At 49.4% G+C, this 21780-nt stretch carries 17 protein-coding genes; 14 read left to right on the plus strand and 3 right to left on the minus strand.

Features of this window, described 5'->3' with window-relative positions; translation table 11 throughout:
* Positions 1–19: 19 nt before the first annotated feature.
* Positions 20–3505, plus strand: a complete 3486-nt coding sequence (locus tag J7439_RS15510) for a hypothetical protein (RefSeq protein WP_209202887.1) — start codon at positions 20–22, stop codon at positions 3503–3505.
* A 233-nt stretch (positions 3506–3738) separates the two neighbouring features.
* Positions 3739–4731 carry a DUF2333 family protein gene (locus J7439_RS15515; RefSeq protein WP_353623071.1) on the plus strand — a complete coding sequence of 331 codons (993 nt, stop codon included), beginning with the start codon at positions 3739–3741 and terminating at the stop codon, positions 4729–4731.
* 33 nt (positions 4732–4764) lie between these two features.
* Here J7439_RS15515 and J7439_RS15520 read toward each other — a convergent pair whose 3' ends face one another.
* Positions 4765–5463: a hypothetical protein gene (locus J7439_RS15520; RefSeq protein ID WP_209202889.1), complete on the minus strand. Its 699-nt coding sequence runs from the start codon at positions 5461–5463 to the stop codon at positions 4765–4767.
* Between the two features lie 172 nt (positions 5464–5635).
* On the opposite strand from J7439_RS15520, the gene J7439_RS15525 reads away from it, so the two are divergent.
* The 8 genes from J7439_RS15525 (at position 5636) to J7439_RS15560 (ending at position 13416) form a co-directional block, all read left to right on the plus strand.
* On the plus strand, positions 5636–6241 hold the full coding sequence (locus J7439_RS15525) for an HD domain-containing protein (protein WP_209202890.1): 606 nt from the start codon (positions 5636–5638) through the stop codon (positions 6239–6241).
* Positions 6242–6320: 79 nt separating this feature from the next.
* Positions 6321–6944, plus strand: a complete 624-nt coding sequence (locus J7439_RS15530) for a 1-acyl-sn-glycerol-3-phosphate acyltransferase (RefSeq protein WP_209202891.1) — start codon at positions 6321–6323, stop codon at positions 6942–6944.
* 110 nt (positions 6945–7054) lie between these two features.
* Positions 7055–7375, plus strand: a complete 321-nt coding sequence (locus J7439_RS15535) for a 2Fe-2S iron-sulfur cluster-binding protein (RefSeq protein ID WP_209202892.1) — start codon at positions 7055–7057, stop codon at positions 7373–7375.
* Positions 7376–7578: 203 nt separating this feature from the next.
* Positions 7579–9540 carry a hypothetical protein gene (locus J7439_RS15540; RefSeq protein ID WP_209202893.1) on the plus strand — a complete coding sequence of 654 codons (1962 nt, stop codon included), beginning with the start codon at positions 7579–7581 and terminating at the stop codon, positions 9538–9540.
* 317 nt (positions 9541–9857) lie between these two features.
* Entirely contained in the window at positions 9858–10373 is a 516-nt protein-coding gene (gene ftnA / locus J7439_RS15545) for a non-heme ferritin (RefSeq protein ID WP_209202894.1), read from the plus strand.
* A gap of 188 nt (positions 10374–10561) precedes the next feature.
* Positions 10562–11713 carry a murein transglycosylase A gene (gene mltA / locus J7439_RS15550; RefSeq protein WP_209202895.1) on the plus strand — a complete coding sequence of 384 codons (1152 nt, stop codon included), beginning with the start codon at positions 10562–10564 and terminating at the stop codon, positions 11711–11713.
* A gap of 316 nt (positions 11714–12029) precedes the next feature.
* Positions 12030–12647, plus strand: a complete 618-nt coding sequence (locus J7439_RS15555; RefSeq protein ID WP_209202896.1) for a hypothetical protein — start codon at positions 12030–12032, stop codon at positions 12645–12647.
* Positions 12648–12717: 70 nt separating this feature from the next.
* Positions 12718–13416, plus strand: a complete 699-nt coding sequence (locus J7439_RS15560; RefSeq protein WP_209202897.1) for a hypothetical protein — start codon at positions 12718–12720, stop codon at positions 13414–13416.
* A 67-nt stretch (positions 13417–13483) separates the two neighbouring features.
* Here the strand turns inward: J7439_RS15560 and elbB are convergent, their stop codons facing one another.
* Complete coding sequence (gene elbB, locus J7439_RS15565) at positions 13484–14152, minus strand: isoprenoid biosynthesis glyoxalase ElbB (protein ID WP_209202898.1); 669 nt, start codon at positions 14150–14152, stop codon at positions 13484–13486.
* Positions 14153–14783: 631 nt separating this feature from the next.
* On the minus strand, positions 14784–17093 hold the full coding sequence (locus J7439_RS15570; protein ID WP_209202899.1) for a hypothetical protein: 2310 nt from the start codon (positions 17091–17093) through the stop codon (positions 14784–14786).
* Positions 17094–17642: 549 nt separating this feature from the next.
* Here J7439_RS15570 and pcnB point away from each other — a divergent pair.
* From pcnB to panC, 4 genes are all read left to right on the plus strand, one after another.
* Positions 17643–19034 (plus strand): polynucleotide adenylyltransferase PcnB, encoded by a 1392-nt coding sequence (pcnB, locus tag J7439_RS15575; RefSeq protein WP_502950425.1) that lies wholly within the window; start codon positions 17643–17645, stop codon positions 19032–19034.
* Entirely contained in the window at positions 19034–19534 is a 501-nt protein-coding gene (gene folK / locus J7439_RS15580) for a 2-amino-4-hydroxy-6-hydroxymethyldihydropteridine diphosphokinase (RefSeq protein WP_209202901.1), read from the plus strand. The genes pcnB and folK overlap by 1 nt, the downstream gene beginning before the upstream one ends.
* 126 nt (positions 19535–19660) lie before the next feature.
* Positions 19661–20455 (plus strand): 3-methyl-2-oxobutanoate hydroxymethyltransferase, encoded by a 795-nt coding sequence (panB, locus tag J7439_RS15585; RefSeq protein ID WP_209202902.1) that lies wholly within the window; start codon positions 19661–19663, stop codon positions 20453–20455.
* A gap of 16 nt (positions 20456–20471) precedes the next feature.
* Positions 20472–21323: a pantoate--beta-alanine ligase gene (gene panC, locus J7439_RS15590; protein ID WP_209202903.1), complete on the plus strand. Its 852-nt coding sequence runs from the start codon at positions 20472–20474 to the stop codon at positions 21321–21323.
* Positions 21324–21780 lie beyond the last annotated feature (457 nt).

Raw genomic sequence — 21780 nt, forward strand, 5'->3', positions numbered from 1 at the left:
GCTCTGCCTGCAGAACATCTTGCATGGCACCAGAAAAGTGACCGCAGACCAGGTTATTCAGGAATTCAACCGGCTGCCGGATCGGAATAATAAGTACAAATTAGCGATAGCGCGTTTCAAAGCAGAATGTTGCCTGAGAGGTCTGGTGCTCAAAGGCCAGAGGGTGGCACCGGATGCGGTGGTCAGGGATTTTGAGGCTATCAAAGTAACGCTGGAGCTGGCGCGCTTCAAAGCGGAATGTTGCCTGAGAAGTTTGCCGTTGAAAGGTCGGAAGGTCATACCGGATGGGGTGATTACGGAGTACCCGGATACTCCGGAAGGCAAACTGGGAATAGCGCGTTTCAAAGCGGAATGTTGCCTGAGGCGTCTGCCATTGAAGGGCCAACAAATCACACCGGATGAGGTGGTTAAGGAGTACCCGGATACTCCGGAAGGCAAACTGGGGATAGTGCGCTTCAAAGCGGCATGTTGCCTGAGGGGGCTGTTATTGAATGGCCGACCAATCAATGCAGATTTTCTGGTTAGGGATTATCAGGCAATCAAGGCAACACTGGAACTGGCACGTTTCAGAGCGGAATGTTGCCTGAAGGGGGTGCCGTTGAATGGCCAGCCGGTTATACCGGATGCGGTGGTCAAGGGCTATCAGGCAGTCGGGGCAACACTGGAACTGGCACACTTCAAAGTGGAATGTTGCCTGAGGAGCATGCCATTGAATGGCCGGCAGGTGACACCGGAGGAGGTGGTCAGGGATTTGCAGTCCACCAAAACAACCCTTGAGCTGGCGCGCTTTAAAGAACAATGTTGCCTGAGGGGGATGTTGCTGCATGGTCGACAGGTGACACCGGATTCTGTGTTCAGGGAGTTTCCGGATACTCCGGAAGGCAGGCTGGGGATAGCGCGCTTTAAACAGGAATGCTGCCTGAAAGGGCTGGTGTTGCACGGCCAGCCGGTCACACCGGAGGCGGTGTTGAATAGCTTCCCGGACAGTTCAGAAGGCAAGCTGGGGATAGCGCGCTTTAAACAGGAATGTTGCTTCAGGGGGATGCGGTTACATGGCCAGCCGGTCACACCCGAAGAGGTGGTTAAAATTTTCCCGGGTAATCCAGAAGGCATACTGGCGATAGTGCGCTTCAAAGTGAAATGCTGCCTGAGGGGCCTGTCATTGTACGGCCAGCAGATCACACCGGATGCAGTGCTAATGAATTTTCCGGATAGTCCGGAAGGCAAACTGGGGATAGCGCGCTTTAAGGAGCAATGTTGCCTGAAGGGGCTGCTGTCCAATGGCAAGCAGTTCACCCCGGATGCGGTGGTCAGGGATTTTCGGGCCGCCAAAGCACCACTGGAGCTGGCACACTTTAAAGAACAATGTTGCCTGAGGGGGCTGGCGTTAAATGGTCGGATGGTCACACCGGATGAAGTGTTAAGGGATTTCCCGGATAGTCCGGAAGGCAGACTGGGAGCTGTGCGCTTCAAGCAACAATGTTGTCTGAGGAGTTTGCTGTTGAATGGCCAGCAGGTCACACCGGATGAAGTCGTTAAGGGTTTCCCGAATAGCCCGGAAGGCAAAGTGGCGATAGCGCGCTTCAAGGCGGAGTGTTGCCTGATGGGCCTGATGTTGAATGGTCGGCAGGTCACACCGGATGAGCTGGTTAACGATTTTCAGGCAGCCAGGGCACCACTGGCGCTGGCTCGCTTTAAAGCCGAATGTTGCCTGAGGGGGCTGCTGTTGAATGGTCAGCAGGTCACACCGGAAGAGGTGATTAAGGATTACGAACGCTGTGGCGGGTTACTCGAAGTCGCTATTTTTTATTCTCAGCTGGCATTGAATGCCAGGAAATTGAATGGCAACTATCTGGACAACAAGGATGTATTGGCAGCATTTAATCAAGTTCCCGGGGATCATTCCTCAAGGCAAACCAGGTATCTGATGCAAAGGCTGCAGCAAACTCAGCAGTGCGATGATATCAACGAAGCTCAGGGTACACTGCAAGAGGCCTTGCAAATATTAAACAACGTACCGGTTAAAGATGAGCAACACCGACTGCAATGTCTCTTGAAATTTATGGCTATGCAGCAAGAATTGACCATTGATCATCAGGGCGTTTCGGCAGAACAGGTACTGCAATCCATCAATGCACTGAGGAGTTCATTTCAGAACTCACGCCTGCATTTTTTCTTTCTGGCACACTGCTACATCACCAGGCAGCCTATTGATGGACAGGAAATCCATCAATACCAGGTACTGGAATGCCTTCAGAGTTTTCCTGAAGGAAGTAAGCTGCGCCACGCTTTAGGCCGCTGGTTTGAAGAGTGCAGCTCCGAGGCTTGGGTAATGGATGGTTTACTGTTACGGGAAAATGCCGTGGACTCATGGTGGAACAGTGACAGCTTTAATGGGTACGAACCCTCAGCCAGTCAACATAAGGCTTCTGTTGTCGTCAGTTGCGAGTACCCCGTATCGAAACAACAGGGTACATACAAACCCCGGTCTGGCAGTTTACCCCGGGATGCAACAGAAAATACGTTCACTACCGGGGCAATGACCGCCAGCGTGGCGCAAACTCTCAGGCAATGGTCAGGCAGACCGGTTTTCCCGCAAAAGCCGGTTATGCGGTTAAATGCGCTAACGCTGAAAACACTGGAGATTATTCAGGAAATCAATGTTTCCTGTACGCATCCCCCCATTCTGATTACTGGTTCTTACGCCCGTTTTTTACAGAACATCTGCCAGGTATTTAATGACATTGACATTATCTGTACGACAGAAAAAACGGCCAGACTGCTTTTTGATAAGCTGCAGACGCTGAACACCGACAGGGGCTCTGAAATTCTCAAAAGTATCATCATCTCGCCAATCCGGGGATGTCAGGAGATTAAACTGCCAAGCGCCTACAATATTCATCTTAAAGACGGGGATTTTGGGATAAAAGTAATGGGACTTCAGGTCAGTATTGATGACAGGGTAGTCTATGGAAATGCCGCACAATTAGCCGTTCACGTCCCCGGCGTTGAGAGGCCGGTATGGTGTTTGTCGTTTGCTGAGGAAACCAGGTTACTGAACGATACGCTGGAATACCTCGCTGAGAACCTGGACCCGCTGACTGAGCAATTGCAAAACGGGCCGGTATTTGACGTACCTCGAACCCTTCTGTTTAACAACCCCCAAAATACCGGGGAACGTATTTATGGCTTGCTGTTTCGCTGCCTGCTTACCCTGAATAAAGCCAGCAAGTTTATCGCTCTGTATTCTGAAGACAATCCCGGCAAACCTGACCGATGGAGTCATCAGCTGCAAAAAGAGCAACAACGCCTTTATGCACTGACTGAAAACCTGCAAATGAAATTGGGCCGACATATTTGTTTTCATGATTTTGAACACTGGGTTAACGACTGGCTGGCAACCACTCATTATGTGAGTGATCACCAGATCAAGAAGAAGGAGTTTGTTAAAACACTGTTTGCCATGATGCGCCCTGAAGAAGATCGGGTGAACTCAACTCAGTGAATTCTTAAGTAGTTGGCCAAATATGATTTCATTTGGTTAACTGCTTATCACTGCGCTCGCAACAAAACCTCAACAGGCTCTAACAGAAACTCGCACAACCACAATTATTAGAGGATAATGGCCGCTTGGAAGCGCATCCATATTGGAACGCCATATTCAGGATAAATGTCTGAGCGGTGACGAACGGGGAAATTATGGCGCTGGAAAAGATTAAATCGGCTTTTCAGTCGGGTATGCAGAAAATGTCGGGTCTTATCTATGGTAAAGCCCTGGCCGTTGGCACTGGCGTATTGATTCTACTTCTATCACTTGTTGGCTGGTACTGGAGTCAGGAGCCAGACCTGTTCTCAGTAAAGGCCAATGCCGAAAAGCTGGCCACTGACAATGCTCAGAATGTCGTCGCTGGTTACACCACAACAGCAACACTCTATACCCTGGCGAGTACGCTGCTGAATAAGCCGGGTGGTTTCCTGCGCAATGACATCATGCCACCGGGCGTACTGATGGATAATATGCCCAATTGGGAAGTGGGTGTTCTGATTCAGGTGCGTGATATGGCCCGGGCTCTGCGCAAGGACTTCAGTCGTTCCCAGTCGCAGTCAAGGGAAGACCAGGACCTTGCGGTGGCCGAGCCGCAGTTTAATTTTGATGCCAGAAGCTGGATTCTGCCTTCCAGTGAGCGGGAATACCAGAGGGGCATTGATAAGCTGAACAGCTACATGGCCCGTTTGTCCGATCCCAATGACTCGGCGCAATTTTATGCCCGGGCCGATAATCTGACGCGCTGGCTGGGGGATGTAGAGACGCGCCTCGGCAGCCTTTCCCAACGTCTGAGTGCCAGTGTTGGTAAACCGCGTTTGAATACCGACCTTTCCGGCGTGGCGGCTCAATCCACGGACAATGCTGTATTGATTGATGTAAAAACACCCTGGTCACAGATTGATGATGTTTTCTATGAGGCCCGAGGCACTTCCTGGGCTCTGATACATCTTCTCAGGGCGGTGGAAGTGGACTTTGCTGACGTTCTGGACAAGAAAAATGCCACGGTCAGTGTCCGACAGATTATCCGCGAGCTGGAGGCCACCCAGGATGCGGTTTGGAGCCCGATGATACTGAATGGTTCCGGTTTTGGCTTGCTGGCTAACCACTCCCTGGTTATGGCTAATTATGTCTCCCGTGCGAATGCGGCGATTATTGATCTGCGGCGTTTACTGGAACAAGGTTAATGATGGGGGAATTAAATCCCCCCTGCTTTTGTTTCAATTCTGAATCCATCGTTTAGTGGTATCAAACAGCTTTACGGTCATATCAGTGACAGGCTTATAGGGTTTGGTCGCCTGGTAAGTTGCCTGGCAAATGTTTTCATAAACATGAATGGAGAGCTGTTTTCCCGGAATAGTCACCGTTTCCACAATAAAAAGCGCGACACTGGCTATCGCCGGAAATATTGAACCCTTAAACGTTTCTGGCAATGTCTCATAGGGCAGAGCCAGCCATTTAAAGACTTTTTGTGCATGACTGACGGTGTATTCTTTAAATGATTTTTCTGCCGGGCAGGGTCTGATACTTGCTTTTATTGCTGCTGCTACCCCCGTCATCGCCCCGGTTAGCGCTCCAATTCCGGTAATGGTCATTACTGTGACGTAATAACCGGCAAAAATGCCCGCATGTAATAAAGTAGTGCAGACTTTCAGTGGGGTGCACAGAGCCCCGGGCACTTTTGACAGCAAGCATTTACCATGACGTTTTACCCTGGAAATAAATGTTTCTGTTTCTTCGATAACCTCACACGTTCTAACGGCTAGCCCATCACTTTTTCCTGAAGGTGCGTTACTTTGAGAGCAAGCTTCAGTGGTGGTATTCGGGTACTCTTCAGATGGTTCATCGTTGTGATAGACATGCTCAGGAGGGAGGCTGTGAGCAAAGAGAGTGCTGCTTACTGCAATAGATGGGTTCATCGGGCATACCAGGTGGTTAATTCGACTATGTTTTGAGTGTTCTGCCGGTTTTGCTCAATGACCAGCTTATTTTTTAACTTATTGATTTTAAAAACGATATTTAGTTGCTGGCTTAGTGTTCTGTTAGGATTTATATTCTTAGATGCAATATTAGCAATATGGTTCAAAATTTATGTCTGTTATTTCCTCAAGGCTTGGGCAGCAACTGGATTTTATTAAGGAGCTGGATAAACTCAAGGCGGTTTATCGAAAAACCATGGTAAAGCCTGATAACAGCCGACAGGAGAACAGTGCCGAACATAGCTGGCATATTGCAGTGCAGGCGATGACCCTGCAAGAGTACGCTGAAGAGCCGGTTGATATTAGCCGGGTGATTAAGATGCTGCTGCTCCACGATATTGTGGAAATTGATGCCGGAGATACCTTTGCGTTTGCCGGGACTACCGAGCTGGCTGGTCAGGCAACTAAAGAAATGGCGGCGGCAGAGCGCCTGTTCGGGCTGCTGCCACAGGAGCAGGCCGATGAGTTCAGGGCGCTCTGGCTTGAATTTGAGCAGGTTCACAGCCCGGATGCCCGCTTCGCCAAAGCCATGGACTGCCTGTTACCCGTGATCCAGAATATGGACAGTGAGGGTGGTACCTGGGCAAAGTATCAGGTTACCCGCAGTCAGGTGTTGAGACGGAACCAGTATCTGGAGCACCTGGCTCCCAAACTGTGGCGTTACGTTCTTGAACAGATTGATCACTCTGTCCGTAATGGCTGGCTTCAGGATTGTTGATCTAGCAAGGTATTTACCGACTGACGCAGTGCAACAAAAGTGACATACTGCCGCGCTTTCCTGCTTTAGCAAGTTAACTATGCAATCGTCTTTCACCAGCAACTACCTTCCCAAAAACCGGTTCAAGACAGGCCTGGGACACTTTGTCCTGTGGTTACTTGGCGGATGGAAAATTGAGGGAAACCTGCCGGAACACCTCAATAAATACGTGATCATCGTCGCTCATCACACATCAAACTGGGATTTTGTTATCGGCGTTGCGGTTAAGCTGGTAACCCGTATACGTGTCCGGTTTTTTGCCAAGCACTCGCTGTTTTTCTGGCCACTGAGTGTGTTGATGCGTCGGCTTGGCGGTATTCCCATTGAGCGTGATAAATCCATCAACCGGGTTGATCAGGCCATCATAGAGATCAACAGCAGTGACCACTTCGTGCTGGCTATCGCACCTGAGGGCACCCGGTCAAAAGTGCAAAAGTGGAAAACCGGCTTTTATCATATAGCGAATGGTGCCAACGTTCCGGTTGTACCCATTGCCTTCGACTTTCAGCAGCGAAAGGTCATTATGGGCGCACCTATGTCTATGTCTGGAGATATTCCCTCTGACTTTGCCAGAATGCATGAGTTCTTTCTCTCTCATCCGGGCAAGCATCCTGAGCTTGGCTGTGATGGACCCTTTGAAACGCCCGATATATACAACAAATAATGACCGGGCTGTCTGTCCAACAGACAGTGTCTTACTTTTCTTTCCAAGGTGAGTCCGATAGAGTGAAACAGCAATAAAAAGACAATAAAGAAAGACAATAAAGGACTCCCATGCCTCTGATTCAGTTTGTTACTCATGACGGCAACCAGTATGAAGCCGACATCGACTCAGGTAGTACTTTGATGCAGGGTGCCGTTGATAACATGATCGATGGCATCCTCGCAGAGTGTGGTGGTGCCTGCTCCTGTGCCACCTGCCACTGTTATATTGATGAAGGCTGGGCTGAAATTGTCGGACCTGCTGAAGGCATGGAGCAGGAAATGCTGGATGTTGTCCGTGAGCCGAGAGAAACCAGCAGGCTGAGCTGCCAGATTGTCGTCACTGATGAGATGGACGGCATGGTGGTTCATTTGCCTGAATCTCAATATTAAATGCCTGTACCCTTAGGGCCTGTTGACATAAGGATGCTGACTCAGCGCAAAACCAGGTCTGGTCGAAAAAGTATTCTTGCCAGCCCTCCTTCAGGAAAGACGACAGTAAATTATTACTATTTTGTCGTATTGGATTTTATCAACTATGTTATTGCAGCAGAGCGTTGTTCCAGAAAGGTTTTAATTCCCCGGTGTCTTTCCCTATGTTTAAGAATCTGATCATCAGTTTTGTCCTGATCACCGTTGTGATTATACAAGAACCTCTGGTGGCCGACGATGTTGGCACCCATGCAGGCAACACTGCGCAGGAAAATCCCTATCTCAATTTTTTAAACATCTGGGGCGGGAATTCACTGAAAATTCTCTTTAATTTAAGCACCATGAAGATTGAGGCCACTGCAGAGTCCGGTAACTTTAGCAACGTTAACGATAATTTCTCCTTCAAGGTCATAGACCAGCATACCGGTAACGCCTTTTTACAGGCAAATGCAGACAGTCTTTACGTAAACCGATTTGTGCGAAAAATTAATGGCTCGGGCTTCAGCTATGGCGATGTAGTGGCCCTGAACATTGACCCCGGGTCTGGCTTGAAAAATCCAACTCTGTACGGCAATAGCAGTAGCGGGCCAGTAGACTGCATTGGTAAGTACCAGTACTTTGCCATCACCCCTGATGGTCTGACGCCTTATACTCCGGGTTTCCGGGTGCAGCCCATACAGATTCTTGGTGCCGGCACGGTAAACGACGCTGTAATATCAGGTACTGCGCCGGCAAACAGTAAAATTTCCGCCGTTGTCAACGGCAGGATGTTTTCTGGTAGCGTGGACAGTAGCGGGAATTTTTCCTTTCCGATTACCGACCATGACGGGTTTACCGCAGCAACGCCTATTGTCATTAACTGGGGGGCATTTTCAGAGACGATAAGCCCAACACTGTTGCCGAAAAATAACCTGCCCCAGGAAACGGTGACCGGGTATAACTACATGCTCAATGCCGGACTGGATTATCTGACGGCTCCTTTTCCTCATGAGATTGTATACTCCACCAAACTGTTGACCCCTGATGCAGTAAAAGCTTGGGATCTCGTCTACCGGCTATTGCTGGCTTACGACAACACAGGCAACAGATATCCGAGAGATGCTCAGGGCAATGTTGAACTCTATGTTGACTATGCTTCCCGCGGAATCACCATCACTGGCGAGGAAGCGGAAATGATTCAGAAATACCTGGTTCGTAACTGTCCCAGGCTGTTCCATTTGAAAGATTGGCCTGCATCGCCCAAATACAGTGGTTCAACCGTTGTCGGCCAGACGTTTTATATTGGCAATTCGGCACAGGATGGTAATGATTATGCTCAGCAGTTGCTGCAAACGGAACCGTCCGTGTCATACCTGCTGAGCCTGATTCAGCCGGATATGAGTATTTACCAGATCATTCAGGTGATTCAGGTCAACTACGAGCGCATGGTAACCTATAGGGCTGACGCTGATGGCAGCGACATCCGAGGGGCGTTTTTAACTCGTACCGCCATTTGTGGTGGTTATGCCAAAGGCTATGAGTATCTGATGCAACGCCTTGGCATCGAAACAATCTGGGTTGAAGGTCATGCCGGTGGTGGGCTGCATGCCTGGAATTTTGTCAATGTGTTCAGTCACTGGTATTTGAGCGATACCACCTGGGGGGGAAAAAACTGGTTTCTTAATGGTGCCGACAGCATCTTTACCGAGGGGCACGTGGTTGAGCAGGTGTATCGTCAAATGCCTGTGCTGGCCAACGACAGTGTACCTTGGGGGATTGGCGAGCCCGGACAGACCGTCGCCAATTTAACCGGCGTGGTTAATTACACTGATAATGACAATGGTTCGGTAACCATAACCTATGAGGATGTGGCAAACATCAACACTTCTGTGCAGATTAATCTCAGTTCCAACGGCTACGACCCGGTATCCATGATAAACAGTGGTGGGCTATGGAGTATTACCGTCCCCTGGAGTTCTGGTGAGCATGACCCCGCAGCTGCCGATGTGTCTGCAACCACGTTGGATTTTTACTTCACGGTCAATAACCAGTTCTTTACCTCAGGGAATGTGAAACGTAACAATCTGCAAAGTGACGTTTTGCCAGATGGCATGAACAATGTGGTTTTGACAATGCCCGATAGTTAGCCAATCCCGCCTTGTTACCGCAGGGATACCAGGCAGCAACGGGTTGAGGTCTGTACCAAAAACCATGATCAGACATAAATCCAGAAAGACACCTCAGAGGCTGTATGATCCCTGATCAAAGTGCAGCAGGGTGGAGCCTGCAATGTTTTGAATGATGTAGTTAGAAAACCCAATTGGTATTATACTCCCCTTTCAAAACCCGATCTTTTATAAGGTTATTGATAACTATTCGTAATCGGCCCAGGCAGCGGGTTGCGTTCACAGGCAAATCCTCAACAGCCCAAATAATTCAAATACTAAAAATGTCAGGAGACCTTATGCTCAGCCAGATCATGATCGACAAGTTGAATGAACAGATTAATCTGGAGTTTTACTCCTCAAATCTGTATCTGCAAATGGCCTCCTGGTGCGAAAGCCAGGGGCTGGAAGGGTGCAATCACTTTCTCCGCCGCCATGCCCGGGAAGAAATGGAGCACATGCAGAAGCTCTTTGACTACGTCAACGAAACGGGTGCCATGGCCATTATTGGCGGTATTGATGCGCCTCCCCATACGTTCGCGTCTGTCCGGGATGTATTCCTTGCGACCTATGAGCATGAGTGTACTGTTACTCAGAAGATCAACGCCCTGGCTCATACTGCGTTCACCGAGCAGGACTACTCCACGTTCCATTTCCTGCAGTGGTACGTTGCGGAGCAGCACGAAGAAGAGAAGCTGTTCAAAACGATTCTCGATAAAATTGATATGATCGGTATGGAAAATAAAGGCCTCTATTACATTGATCAGGAAGTGGGCAAATTGATGAGTGGTATGCCAGAGCCTGTTGTTTCTTAACAACCCGAAGTAGTATAAATAGTGTTCCGGGGGCGTTCTGGTCACATGGGAAATTGAGAACGCCCCGGCTATCCGGGCAGTCACTGTGCAAGCAGTTGCCTGCACAACAGGCCAAAAAATATGGTTTAATAGGCAAGCTGATTCAGCACCTTCCTCTATTTCACAGTTCTTAACCAGAAGCACTCAACGTGACCTTTGCATTCCAGCACTTCAAACTCGCTACCCCCGGTTTTTCCAAGTCAGTCACCGGCAACGTTTTCAGGTTTATTCCTCTTCTGTGCTCTCTGTTATTCAGTGGTTGCGGGCTATTGACCAAAGCGTCGGAACGCCAGCCGATAACATTCAGTGAGCTGGAGGGCTGGAGCCAGCAACAGGCCATTGCCGTAAGACCGGCTTTGCTGAACAGTTGCCAGCACCTGAACCGTTCGGTGCTGACCGACAACAGCCCCTGGGGTAACTACCGGCAATGGCAATTGCTGTGTAAGGAGCTGATGCAAACCCCCGACCGTCAACTGAAAACCTTTTTTGAGCAAAATTTTACGCCTGTCCAGCTCTCTCCCCAGAAACAAGGCCTGTTTACCGCTTATTACTCCCCGGTTATTCCCGGCAGTCTGAAACCGTCGGAAGATTACCCGATCCCGTTACTGAAACTGCCCCATGACCTGGTCAAGGTTCGCCTTGCTGACTTTGGACTCAGTGGCCCGGGATTGGTTGGCCGGGTTGAGAAAGGCTTCCTGAAACCCTATGGCAGTCGGGCAGAAATCAATCAACAGACAGCGAAAGCCAGCGATGTGCTCCTGTGGCTGAGCAGCCCTGTTGATAAATTCTTCCTGCAGATCCAAGGGTCAGGGAGTGTGGAGCTGCCTGACGGTAACATTATTCATGTTGGCTACGCCGGTAATAATGGCCACAACTACGTGGCCATTGGGAGGATACTGAAACAGCAAGGGGAACTTGAAGAAGTATCCATGCAAACCATCCAGTCATGGCTGGAAAACAATCCGGACCAGCGGGAATGGCTACTGAACCAGAATCCTCGCTATATCTTCTTCAGTTTTTCTGAGGAAGGTGCCATCACCGCTCAGGGTGTGCCTGCTTCACCGAAAAGAACACTGGCTGTGGATCCATCTTATATCCCCCTTGGCCTGCCGGTATGGCTCGATACCCGTCTCACCGCCACCGGTGAGAAATTCCAGCAGCTGATGGTTGCCCAGGATACCGGCAGTGCCATAAAGGGTCCCGTCCGGGGAGATATCTATATGGGGATTGGCAAGGATGCAGCCTTTATTGCCGGGCCACAACAGGAGCCAGGCAAGCTATATGTGCTGATTCCTCGATAGCGTGCTTTTCCTTTAATTGGAGCTGGTTCTGCAGCCTGGCTCTGAAATGACCTTCATTGTTAACGAGTTATATGAAATCTGGCAGTGGGCGTGTGCCCGGCAGAAAATTTGAACCATATTACTAAAAAACTGTACAAACACCTGCGATAGTAATTTCAATATGGAACATTTTTGCCGGTTAGTTGTCCAACAGAATAAATTCCTCTGAATGAAATATTAATGGTGATCTAACATGGAAAGCTCAGCTCCGGTGGGTGAATTCCCCCATTTTCCGCCCTCTCCTTATTGCGTAGGGGACACAAAGGATTCTGATAGCATGCAAGCTGTTGGTATAGCTAAAAGTATGATCCGATATTGCTCAAACTCTAATGGCGAGCTCAGAAAAGACAAGTTAACCGATCTTCTGAGCATGACAGTCAAGTATATTGCTGAGAATGCCGGGGTGGAGTTGCCATCAATTGTCAGTGGTGGTGCTGCACAAAACTCAGCCAGCAATAACCTGAAAATTCCTGACCCTTGGGAATGGGATAATTGGGAGAGTAAGTTTTTCAGTACGGAAGGATTTGGCATAAATGTACTGATACATTACCGGAATCGCAACCTCGTTTTTGATATACTTAGTCGCTATATAGGGGCTGATGAAGGTAAAATTTTTACTCTTTTCCAGCACCCACTATTTGAAGCATCATTGCGGGCCGGGAATTTCAAAACAGATATAAACTCTTTCGACGTCGGGGACATTCTTCAAAAAAACCAAGGTGCTTCAACTTCAAAAATATTAATTAAACTATTTACTATCTGTGAAAGTGGGGCCGAAACATTTCGTCACCTTAAGCCCACAGGGTTGATCAAATCAGCCATTGCATTGGGCTATCTGCCGGAAGAAGGCATTGAAGAGATTCTTAACTTGACAGCCGAAGACAAAAATATATGAAAAGCGGTCCGCTGAGAATATTCACAGCCTGAGCATATTCGTCTGAATCAAATACCCAGGGACTTCTGATATGAATACTTCAGCTGGAAAATCACCCCTTTTGCCATCCTCAGTTGATCGTGCAGAAAGTACACATAATCCTGATAGCCGTGCAGTCGTTGTTGCAAAGGGTACAAATCCTGACAGTAGTGCAGCTGTTGTATTCGGACAAAGTATTATCCGGTATTGCAGTGACGGCAAGCTCAATCTCAATGGCGAGTTCAATCTTAATAAAGAACAATTATCCAGCCTTCTGGACAGGGTGATCAATTATATTCAGGATCAAACCGGAGTGTTGCCATCGGTTGTCAGTGGCACTGCGGCAAATAAACCAGCCAGCAATAACCCGACAGATCCTGACCGTTGGGAGTTGGATCGGTGGGAGAGTGGTCTTGGCATTAAAGATATGCCTAACAGACATCGCGGAGTTATTTGTTTAATACTGGGTGCCAATATAGGCCGTGATGAAGGTAAAATTCTTGCTCTTTTCCGGCACCCAATATTTGAGAATTCATTGCGGAAAGCAAAGGTCCCCACAAATACATTAGAATCTCTTCATGTCAGGAACTTTATTCGATTAAAGGAATGCTCCTCAATATTTGCTAAACTGCTCGATTTTTACGGGGAGCAAGGCGATATTAAGCCCGCAGGGATCATCAAATCAGCCATTGCATTGGGTTATCTGTCGGAAACGGACATTAAACGGCTTGTTCAAGTTAGTCGCAAATAAAAATATGAAGAGCGAACGCCAGAGAATATTCACATCTTGAGCATATTCCCGGGCTTGAAGCTCATCATCAACTGGTCATTGAAATCACTTTAGTGACCAGCTTGCCAATACCAGCGGCGGCCTCACTGATATTTTGTGCCAACATATAAGCTGGAGTGGTCACCAGTTTATGGGTCTCATCAATGACAATTTCATCAACTGCACAGGGCTGGTGAGCAACTCCGGTCTGTTCCATTGCTTCAGCAGTTGCTGCATCATTACCAATGGTTGCCCTAACGCCTTCTGCAAAAATACGACCAGCCATTGCCGGAGCAATGCAGATCAAACCTATGGGCTTACCGGCTTCCGAAAACGCCTTGACGGCAACCATCATATCAACCTGCACACGCAGGTCAGCGCCTTTAAACGCAAAATCCGACAGGTTTTTCGCTGCCCCAAAGCCACCCGGAACAATCAGTGCATCAAAGTCAGCGACTTTCAACGCCGCCAGGGGTTCGATATCCCCCCGCGCTATTCTGGCGGCCTCCACCAGAACATTACGCTGTTCCTGGTTTTCTTCCCCAGTCAAATGGTTAATGACGTGGTGTTGATTAATATCAGGAGCAAAGCATTTATAGGCTGCTCCCTGCTGTTCGATACTCAGTAGCGTTAATACTGATTCATGAATTTCAGCACCATCGTAGACACCACACCCGGAGAGAATGACGGCGACTTTCTTCTGATGATTTGAACTCATTAGCGTATTCTCCTATCAATATATTCATTTACACATCGCACAGAAGATCTCCTGAGAAAAAGGACAACTTTCTATCAGAGCCTCATTGCAAGTCTCGACTGTTCTATAAAGTAGCTCTTATCTCAGCTCAACAATAAATCATTTTGGAGTCAATAGATGGGGGTGTCCCAGGAGCAATGGCACTGACTTAAGCTTAAAAGACCCGCAAACATGGGGATTGATACAGGTTTAGAGATTTGAACTGGAACCACAAAGCACACAAAGAGCACTAAGAAGAGCTTTTCTTTTCCTTTGTGCTCTTTGTGTGCTTTGTGGTTCCAATCGCCGGGTGCCTTAAAGCCCACGCATGACAAGGCTTTCACCCTTAAGTCAGTGCCATTGGTCCCAGGAGGCTGATCGAGAATAGACTGCCCTGTGCGGTAACTGCTCCTGCATTCACATGGTCGTGCAGAGAATTAAACAAAAAAATCCGTTTTGTGCGACAAATAGAACCTATATTCACCTCACAAAACGGAATCTTTACCCTCAATTTTTTGCCACCCCTTCCTCAGGTGACACCCGGATGGATTATTTTACCGGGCAACCTTTTGGAAGAGGGTCTTCAGGATGGGCACTATTTTTTCAGTCGCTCTCATCCATCGACTTCCATTGCCTCTTCACCCGTCCGGTTGGCAGGACTCAGTGCCTTTTCCATCAACATGATTGACCAGCCCTGGCCAGTGGCTCCTCCACCATAAACGATTGTCTCCTTCTTCTCCCCCTTCCATAATTCATACGTGTTATACCATTCGCTTAATCCCTGGCGTCTTTCACCTGCCTCGTGCAACTCCAACAGCAGTTCTTTAACCTCTGGAGTACTCTCCATGTGATTGGTCAGAGCATCAATTATCCGGTATTCGATCTGCGGCCATACCAGGAAACCTTTGCTTTTAATCAGCATGTCTTTTTCGTCAGTGCTAGCCATATTGATGGGAGAGAACACCTTCAGGCCAGCTTTCGTCAGTTGTGATCTGATCAGTTTTACCACCGCCGGGTGATCTTCCGGTTGAATCAGCCCGTTTTCAATGGCCAGTGCCAGCCCCTGCAGGTTGACTTCCTTACCCTCCAGAAAATCCTTGTTGGCATTAACCAGTGGGGAGATATATTCCATGGGTTTGTTCATGGACTCGCGGCCTGTGGGATTATCCGAATGGACAAAGTCCCTCGGGTCAAATTTGCCGTCCTGGTTATAGAGGAAGGTTTCTTTAATCAACTGTTTAAACTTCGCCAGTTCATCGCTGACGGCCTGCGGATTATCATCAAGCAAGGCGGAAATAAAACCGGAAACGGGGGTTGTCCCGGGTGGGAAATGTTTACTCAGTTCGATCTTGAGCTGGGGGCCGATCTCTTCCAGATGATGGGCCAGTCCGGTGAAGCCCTGATAGAGAAAACAGGCATTACTGCACAGCAGTTTCTGATACATCCAGGTGTCGAGCATATCACGGTTATCGCCACCCTGAGGCAAGCCATTGGCCGGGTCCAGTACTTTTTTGTCAAGGTAAGCCATGGCATGGGCAAGGTTGGGAACCAGTTTCCGGACGTCGTCCTGTTGCTCCTGAGTGCCGGCAAGTTCCAGCAGTTTGGTCATGGAGCGAATAAAGTGAATTTCACTGTCGGTGGTGCCCGGCGTTAATGTGCCGAGGGTATCGGTCAGTAAGCCCCTCAAGGTATGGCTCGGATTGGGTACATCCGGGTCACCCGTATTTTTAGCCACTAGATAGTTAGCATAAAGCTGGTTGAGTATGGTCTTCAGTTCTTCCGGTGCGATGGTTTTCAGGGACTCCGAATCCAGAGTGGGCATGCTGATCTCGGGGAATTTTTCTTTCATATAGTCACGCAGATGGTGGTACCAGCCAGGCCCGGTGTCCCCCCCCAGCACCCGGTGATAGACAAATTCGCTCAAAAATGGGTCTGGAATCACTACCTGAGGAATCAGTCCACTGTCAAACTGCTTGCTGGCAATGGTTGCCAGAGAGTCCGTCAGCTGTTTGAAGGCCTCAGGGCGGGCGACGTCTTGTTTGCTCAGGGTATCGATCATAATACCATAATCACGCATCCATACTGTTTGCCTATAGCGATCCCCAAGGGATGCAGGCAGCCCGTGGATGATCAGGGATTGCTTCAGGGTCTGGACGAGCCGAAGTTTATCTTCACCGCTCTGAGCATTTATGAAATTGTCTAAAGCTTTATTAATCGCCTGATTCAGACCTTTTCTTCGGGTCAGGATACCACCGGAATATGTCTCCCAGAAGTCCTTGACGCCTTCATCCAGCAGAGGTTTAATCAATCTCTGACGCAGGCCTTGAACTTGTGGCTCCGGCACATTATCTTTTTCGTCACAACCCTGACGATGACCAAATACCATAAGGTTAAAGGCTTCTTTCTGTTTCGTGCTGAGGGTTTTGTAGCAGGAATTGAAGTCGTAGATGTCTGCGTCCGGACCTAATTCATCCCGGATTTCCTGCGTCATCATGTTAACCTGCTCGTTATTGACCCGAACAGGGACCTTATCGGATTCGCCAAAATAGCGAATGCCGTTGACCTCCACGCAAGCACAGGCAACGTCGGAGAGACCCCCTTCAGGGTCGACCAGCAAACCATTTTCCAAGCTGATGTAAATAGTAGGATTTACAGCCTCTGCCGGGCAAACCGGAGTCTTACCTTCCTTTATAAGCTCCTTGACCACATCAATTCGGCTGGCGGCTCCATATTGAATGTCTTTGCCAACCGGTTGAGTAGGCGTCATCAATCGATGTATTGGAGGTTTGATGAGGGCACATGTACGCTCGTTTTGGCCGAATAGACGACCAACGGCATCTATCGCAGCCGACTCTTTCTCTTTGTTTGTGGTGGTGATCACCAAAGTGTAGTTAGGGAACATGCCGGGAGCTTCGATACTCATAATTACTATCCTCTCGTTACGTTGTGAAAAGTTTTATGGACGTACCGACAACTCTGACAAGTAGAAAAATGATTTGTTCCCATTACCAGTGAAGAAATAGAAGTACGTAAATACCAGTTGTAATTAATTATTGGTACATCGTCTGGTAAAATTTTTGGCCGGAAATGTTCTGGTCAGCACTCCGGTGGCAACTGGTACTGAATTTTCAGATCAGGATTTTTTCGGGGTGCCGGTTGTGAAATTTCTGAATCACAGCAACTTTTTTATTGCTAAAAACCGACAACAGTTGTCACTGATGTCAAGACAAATGGAGTGAAAACAGCGGCGGTGCTATGATAAGCGCTGATCCTTACGGACCTACCCTTCAGGTCAAGTTGATCAGGCAGGTCAAAGCCACAAACAACCACGGTAAGCCACTTTATCCATGCAACTTTTTTTTACACAACTTAAACAAATCCTGCAAAACCTATGATGCCAGGCACCGGAATGTACAGTTTTATAACAGCAATGGCTGTCCTGGTGCTTGGAGGCACACTTATTTTCTGGCTCATGCGTAACAGAAATCGGTCAAAACGCCATCGGCCCACATTTGATGTAACGGGCGACCCGCAGAAAACCGTTATCCCCCGGGATAAACATCCGGTTTCCCGTCGCTACATCAACGACAATGCGCTCAAAGTGATTAACCGGTTAACCAGTCAGGGCTATGAAGCTTATCTGGTGGGGGGGTGTATCCGCGATCTGTATCTTGATCTTCACCCCAAGGACTTTGATGTCGCGACCAATGCCAGTCCTGAAGACGTGCGCAGGCTGTTTCGTAATTCCAGACTGATTGGCCGACGTTTCAAACTGGTTCATGTGCTCTTCGGTCGTGAAATGATTGAGGTAGCCACCTTCCGTGCCAGACATGAGCAGCACCATGGTAAGGAAAAGTCCCGCCACTCGGAATCCGGAAGAATTCTCCGGGATAATGTTTACGGCACCATGGAAGACGATGCCATGCGCCGGGATTTTACCGTTAATGCCCTTTACTACGATGGGCGTGACTTCAGTGTTGTGGATTTCTGCAACGGGGTTGATGACATTCGCACCGGTACCCTGCGACTGATTGGCGACCCGGTTACCCGTTACCATGAAGACCCGGTTCGTATGCTCAGGGCCATACGGTTTGCGGCCAAACTCAACTTCACGATGGCACCGGAAACCGAGCAACCCATTCGGGATCTTGGGCAGTTGTTGCATGATATTCCAGCTGCACGATTGTTTGATGAGGTTCTGAAGCTGCTGCAGTCTGGTCAGGGTGTACGTACGTTTGAACTACTGCAGGAATACCAGTTGTTTGCTCCACTGTTTCCAGCAACAGCGCATTGCTTGCAAGAACAGGACAGACACGCCGGTAACCTGATTATTGAAGCATTGGAAAGTACCGACAAACGAGTCAGACAGAATCGTCCTGTGACACCAGCGTTCCTTTTTGCCGCGCTTTTATGGGCACCCATGAGGCGAATGGCCAGAGAGCTTATGGACCAGGGCATGCCGCCTGTTCCGGCATTCCAGCAGGCTTCCATGACGGTGATCACGAACCAGTGTCATCACACCGCGATTCCCCGCCGGTTTTCCATGGTGGTTCGTGATATCTGGGATCTGCAGATTCGACTGGAACGCAGACAACCCAAACTGATTGAAACCTTGCTGGAACACCCCAAATTTCGTGCGGCCTATGACTTCCTGGTACTTCGGGAGCAAGCCGGTGAAAACCTGTCGGCGGTCGGTCAATGGTGGACAGAAATACAGGAACTGGATGAGCATGGCCGTCATGCCATGATCCGGTCGCTTACCAGCCATGGCGGCCAGAAAGCGCAGGGCAATAAACGCAGACGGCGCAGGCGTAAGCCTCGCAGTGGTGATGCCTCGTCTGCGCATCAATCCGGAGAGTCCTGATGGCAGAAACCGCCTATGTGGCGCTGGGTAGTAACCTTGAGCAACCAGACCTTCAGTTGCAGCGTGCCGTGGATGACATTGACAGTATGCCTCAAATAACGGTTGCTGCCTGTTCCAGGCTCTACCGAAGTGACCCGGTTGGCCCCCCCGGCCAGCCCGATTACTGCAATGCGGTGGTGGCTGTGAATACCACATTGGCACCGCTCAGGCTGCTGGATGCCCTGCAGTCGATAGAAAACGCCCATGGTCGTGTGCGCTCGGTACGCTGGGGGCCGAGGACTCTGGATCTGGATATCATTCTGTTTGGCAACCGGTGCATTGAGTCAGAACGACTGACCGTTCCTCACTATCAGATGCAGGTTCGCAATTTTGTGCTGTGCCCTTTGCTGGATGTTGCACCGGATCTTGAACTTCCGGATGGTACTCTATTGCAGGCAATGGTGGATGAACTAGGGTACCAGGGACTGAAGGTTATTGCCGACCGTTATCCATGGATGTGAACAGTCAGGCTTTGGAAACCCGCACTCTGGCAACAGGGCGGCCTGACTATTGCGCCAAGCCCTTAACTGACAAGCCTTCACACTTCTCGTATAATCCGCGACAGCAACTAATCAAGGTCTTTACCCATGGCTAAAGTCACCCTAAGTATCCTGTCCGAGATGAAAAAAACGGGTGAGAAATTCACCTGCCTGACGGCCTACGATTCCACCCAGGCTCACCTGGCCAGCAGTCAGGGCGTGGAAGTGATACTGGTTGGTGACTCCCTTGGCAATGTCTGTCAGGGACAAACCAGTACGGTTCCCGTGACTGTGGACGACATGTGTTATCACACTCGCTGTGTCAGTACCAAAGCGGGTGACTCCCTGTTAATGGCCGACCTGCCGTTCGCTTCCTACACCAATGAGCAGCAGGCGCTGACTAACGCAACCCGTCTTATGCAGGCCGGTGCTGAAATGGTCAAGCTGGAAGGTGAGGCCTGGCTGGCACCCATTGTTACCCGCCTGCGTGAGCAGGGGATCCCGTCCTGCGTCCACCTTGGTCTGACACCACAGTCAGTGCATGTTCTGGGTGGCTACAAAGTTCAGGGACGGGATGAAGCCCGCGCCAATGCCATGATTGAAGCCGCCATCGGGTTGGAAAAGGCCGGTGCCGCCATTCTGGTGCTGGAGTGCGTACCTTCGGTGCTGGCCCGGGAAATCACCCGTGCCGTTCAGATTCCGGTGATCGGGATTGGTGCCGGTGCTGACACGGACGGCCAGGTGCTGGTGATATACGACATGCTGAATATGACCGCCGGGCGCAAACCCAAATTCGTGAAAAACTTTATGGCGGAAGGTGGTTCTGCCCAGGATGCTGTCGCTACCTACGTTAAAGACGTCAAGAACGGCACATTCCCGGGTCCGGAACACGGATTCGACTAAACGGAAAGTATCCATCATGCAAACTGTACACTCTATTGCTGAAGTTCAGGATATCGTTGGCACCCGTAAATCGGCCGGGCTGCGCATTGGCTTCGTACCGACCATGGGTAACCTGCACGGCGGGCACCTGACCCTGGTGGAAAAAGCCAAAGAAAGCTGCGACTTTGTGGTGGTGAGTATCTATGTAAACCCCCTGCAGTTTGGCCCCAACGAGGACTATGATTCCTATCCACGAACCATGGAGCAGGACCAGCAGCTGCTGATGGATCACGGTGTTGATTTGCTCTATGCCGCCAGCACCCATGAAATCTATCCGGAAGGCAGCGAAAACCATACCCATGTGAGTGTCGATGTGCTGGACGGTATGCACTGCGGAAATACCCGGCCCGGTTTCTTCCGGGGAATCGCCACGGTGGTCACCAAGCTGTTCAACATTGTGCGCCCGGATATCGCGGTATTTGGCGAGAAAGATTTCCAGCAGCTGACCATCATTCGCAAAATGGTGCAAGATATGGTGATGCCGGTTGAAATCCTCGGTGCCTCAATCGCCCGTGAGCCAACCGGTCTGGCCATGAGTTCTCGCAATGGCTATCTGACCCCACAAGAGCGCGGAGAGATAGCGCCAGCTCTTTATCGCTGCCTGACGGAAGCCAGAGACGCGATTCAGGCGGGCGAAACCGACTTTGACCTGCTGCGCAGAAATGCGTTTGCCCACATGGCCCAGGCCGGGTTCAAGCCGGATTACTTTAATATCTGCAATCCACAAACCCTGCTGCCCGCAACGCATAATGAGCAGTCACTGGTCATTCTTGCGGCTGGCTATTTAGGCAAAGCCCGATTGATTGATAATATTTATTTCAATCGATAATCTTAACCCGGATATTAAACCCCACTTCTGTCTTTTGTCATTCCAGTAGACGACCAAACACTATGGCCATGCTTTGAACCGCTCTACCGTCTCCTATCACAGAGACGATGGCCACAGTACCAGGCATGACCTTTTCTGGCCCGGGTTCTGTCACATTTGCCGCACCAACAGCGCTAAGGAGTTGTCTGGAAATAACCTCACTATTTTCATTGCCTGACTCCGTTCGGACTGAGCTTGTCGAAGTTTGGTGGCACGCCCCTTCGATACTTCGACAAGCTCAGCACTCAGGGTGAACGGAAATCGGGAACTTATTAAAAGACAATTCCTAAGCGGCTGTCCGGGAATTGCATTTTCATAGCAAAAAAAGCCCCATGTAATTCAAACTATTCTTACCACTGCCATAAAACTGGCTACCGTTACCAAACCCCTATTAACGCTTTTACCGATGTAGAAAAAA

Origin of the sequence: Salinisphaera sp. G21_0 (genome assembly GCF_017744115.1) — a bacterium.
Classification (GTDB): domain Bacteria; phylum Pseudomonadota; class Gammaproteobacteria; order Pseudomonadales; family Endozoicomonadaceae; genus Endozoicomonas.

Bases quoted from the DNA above. Each gene is read 5' to 3' on its own strand.
- elbB (WP_209202898.1), bottom strand. From the start codon at position 14,152: ATGAGTTCAAATCATCAGAAGAAAGTCGCCGTCATTCTCTCCGGGTGT.
- J7439_RS15560 (WP_209202897.1), top strand. From the start codon at position 12,718: ATGAATACTTCAGCTGGAAAATCACCCCTTTTGCCATCCTCAGTTGAT.
- J7439_RS15540 (WP_209202893.1), top strand. From the start codon at position 7,579: ATGTTTAAGAATCTGATCATCAGTTTTGTCCTGATCACCGTTGTGATT.
- J7439_RS15520 (WP_209202889.1), bottom strand. From the start codon at position 5,463: ATGAACCCATCTATTGCAGTAAGCAGCACTCTCTTTGCTCACAGCCTC.
- J7439_RS15530 (WP_209202891.1), top strand. From the start codon at position 6,321: ATGCAATCGTCTTTCACCAGCAACTACCTTCCCAAAAACCGGTTCAAG.
- panB (WP_209202902.1), top strand. From the start codon at position 19,661: ATGGCTAAAGTCACCCTAAGTATCCTGTCCGAGATGAAAAAAACGGGT.
- J7439_RS15570 (WP_209202899.1), bottom strand. From the start codon at position 17,093: ATGAGTATCGAAGCTCCCGGCATGTTCCCTAACTACACTTTGGTGATC.
- panC (WP_209202903.1), top strand. From the start codon at position 20,472: ATGCAAACTGTACACTCTATTGCTGAAGTTCAGGATATCGTTGGCACC.
- folK (WP_209202901.1), top strand. From the start codon at position 19,034: ATGGCAGAAACCGCCTATGTGGCGCTGGGTAGTAACCTTGAGCAACCA.
- pcnB (WP_502950425.1), top strand. From the start codon at position 17,643: ATGCGTAACAGAAATCGGTCAAAACGCCATCGGCCCACATTTGATGTA.
- J7439_RS15515 (WP_353623071.1), top strand. From the start codon at position 3,739: ATGCAGAAAATGTCGGGTCTTATCTATGGTAAAGCCCTGGCCGTTGGC.
- J7439_RS15555 (WP_209202896.1), top strand. From the start codon at position 12,030: ATGCAAGCTGTTGGTATAGCTAAAAGTATGATCCGATATTGCTCAAAC.
- ftnA (WP_209202894.1), top strand. From the start codon at position 9,858: ATGCTCAGCCAGATCATGATCGACAAGTTGAATGAACAGATTAATCTG.
- J7439_RS15535 (WP_209202892.1), top strand. From the start codon at position 7,055: ATGCCTCTGATTCAGTTTGTTACTCATGACGGCAACCAGTATGAAGCC.
- J7439_RS15525 (WP_209202890.1), top strand. From the start codon at position 5,636: ATGTCTGTTATTTCCTCAAGGCTTGGGCAGCAACTGGATTTTATTAAG.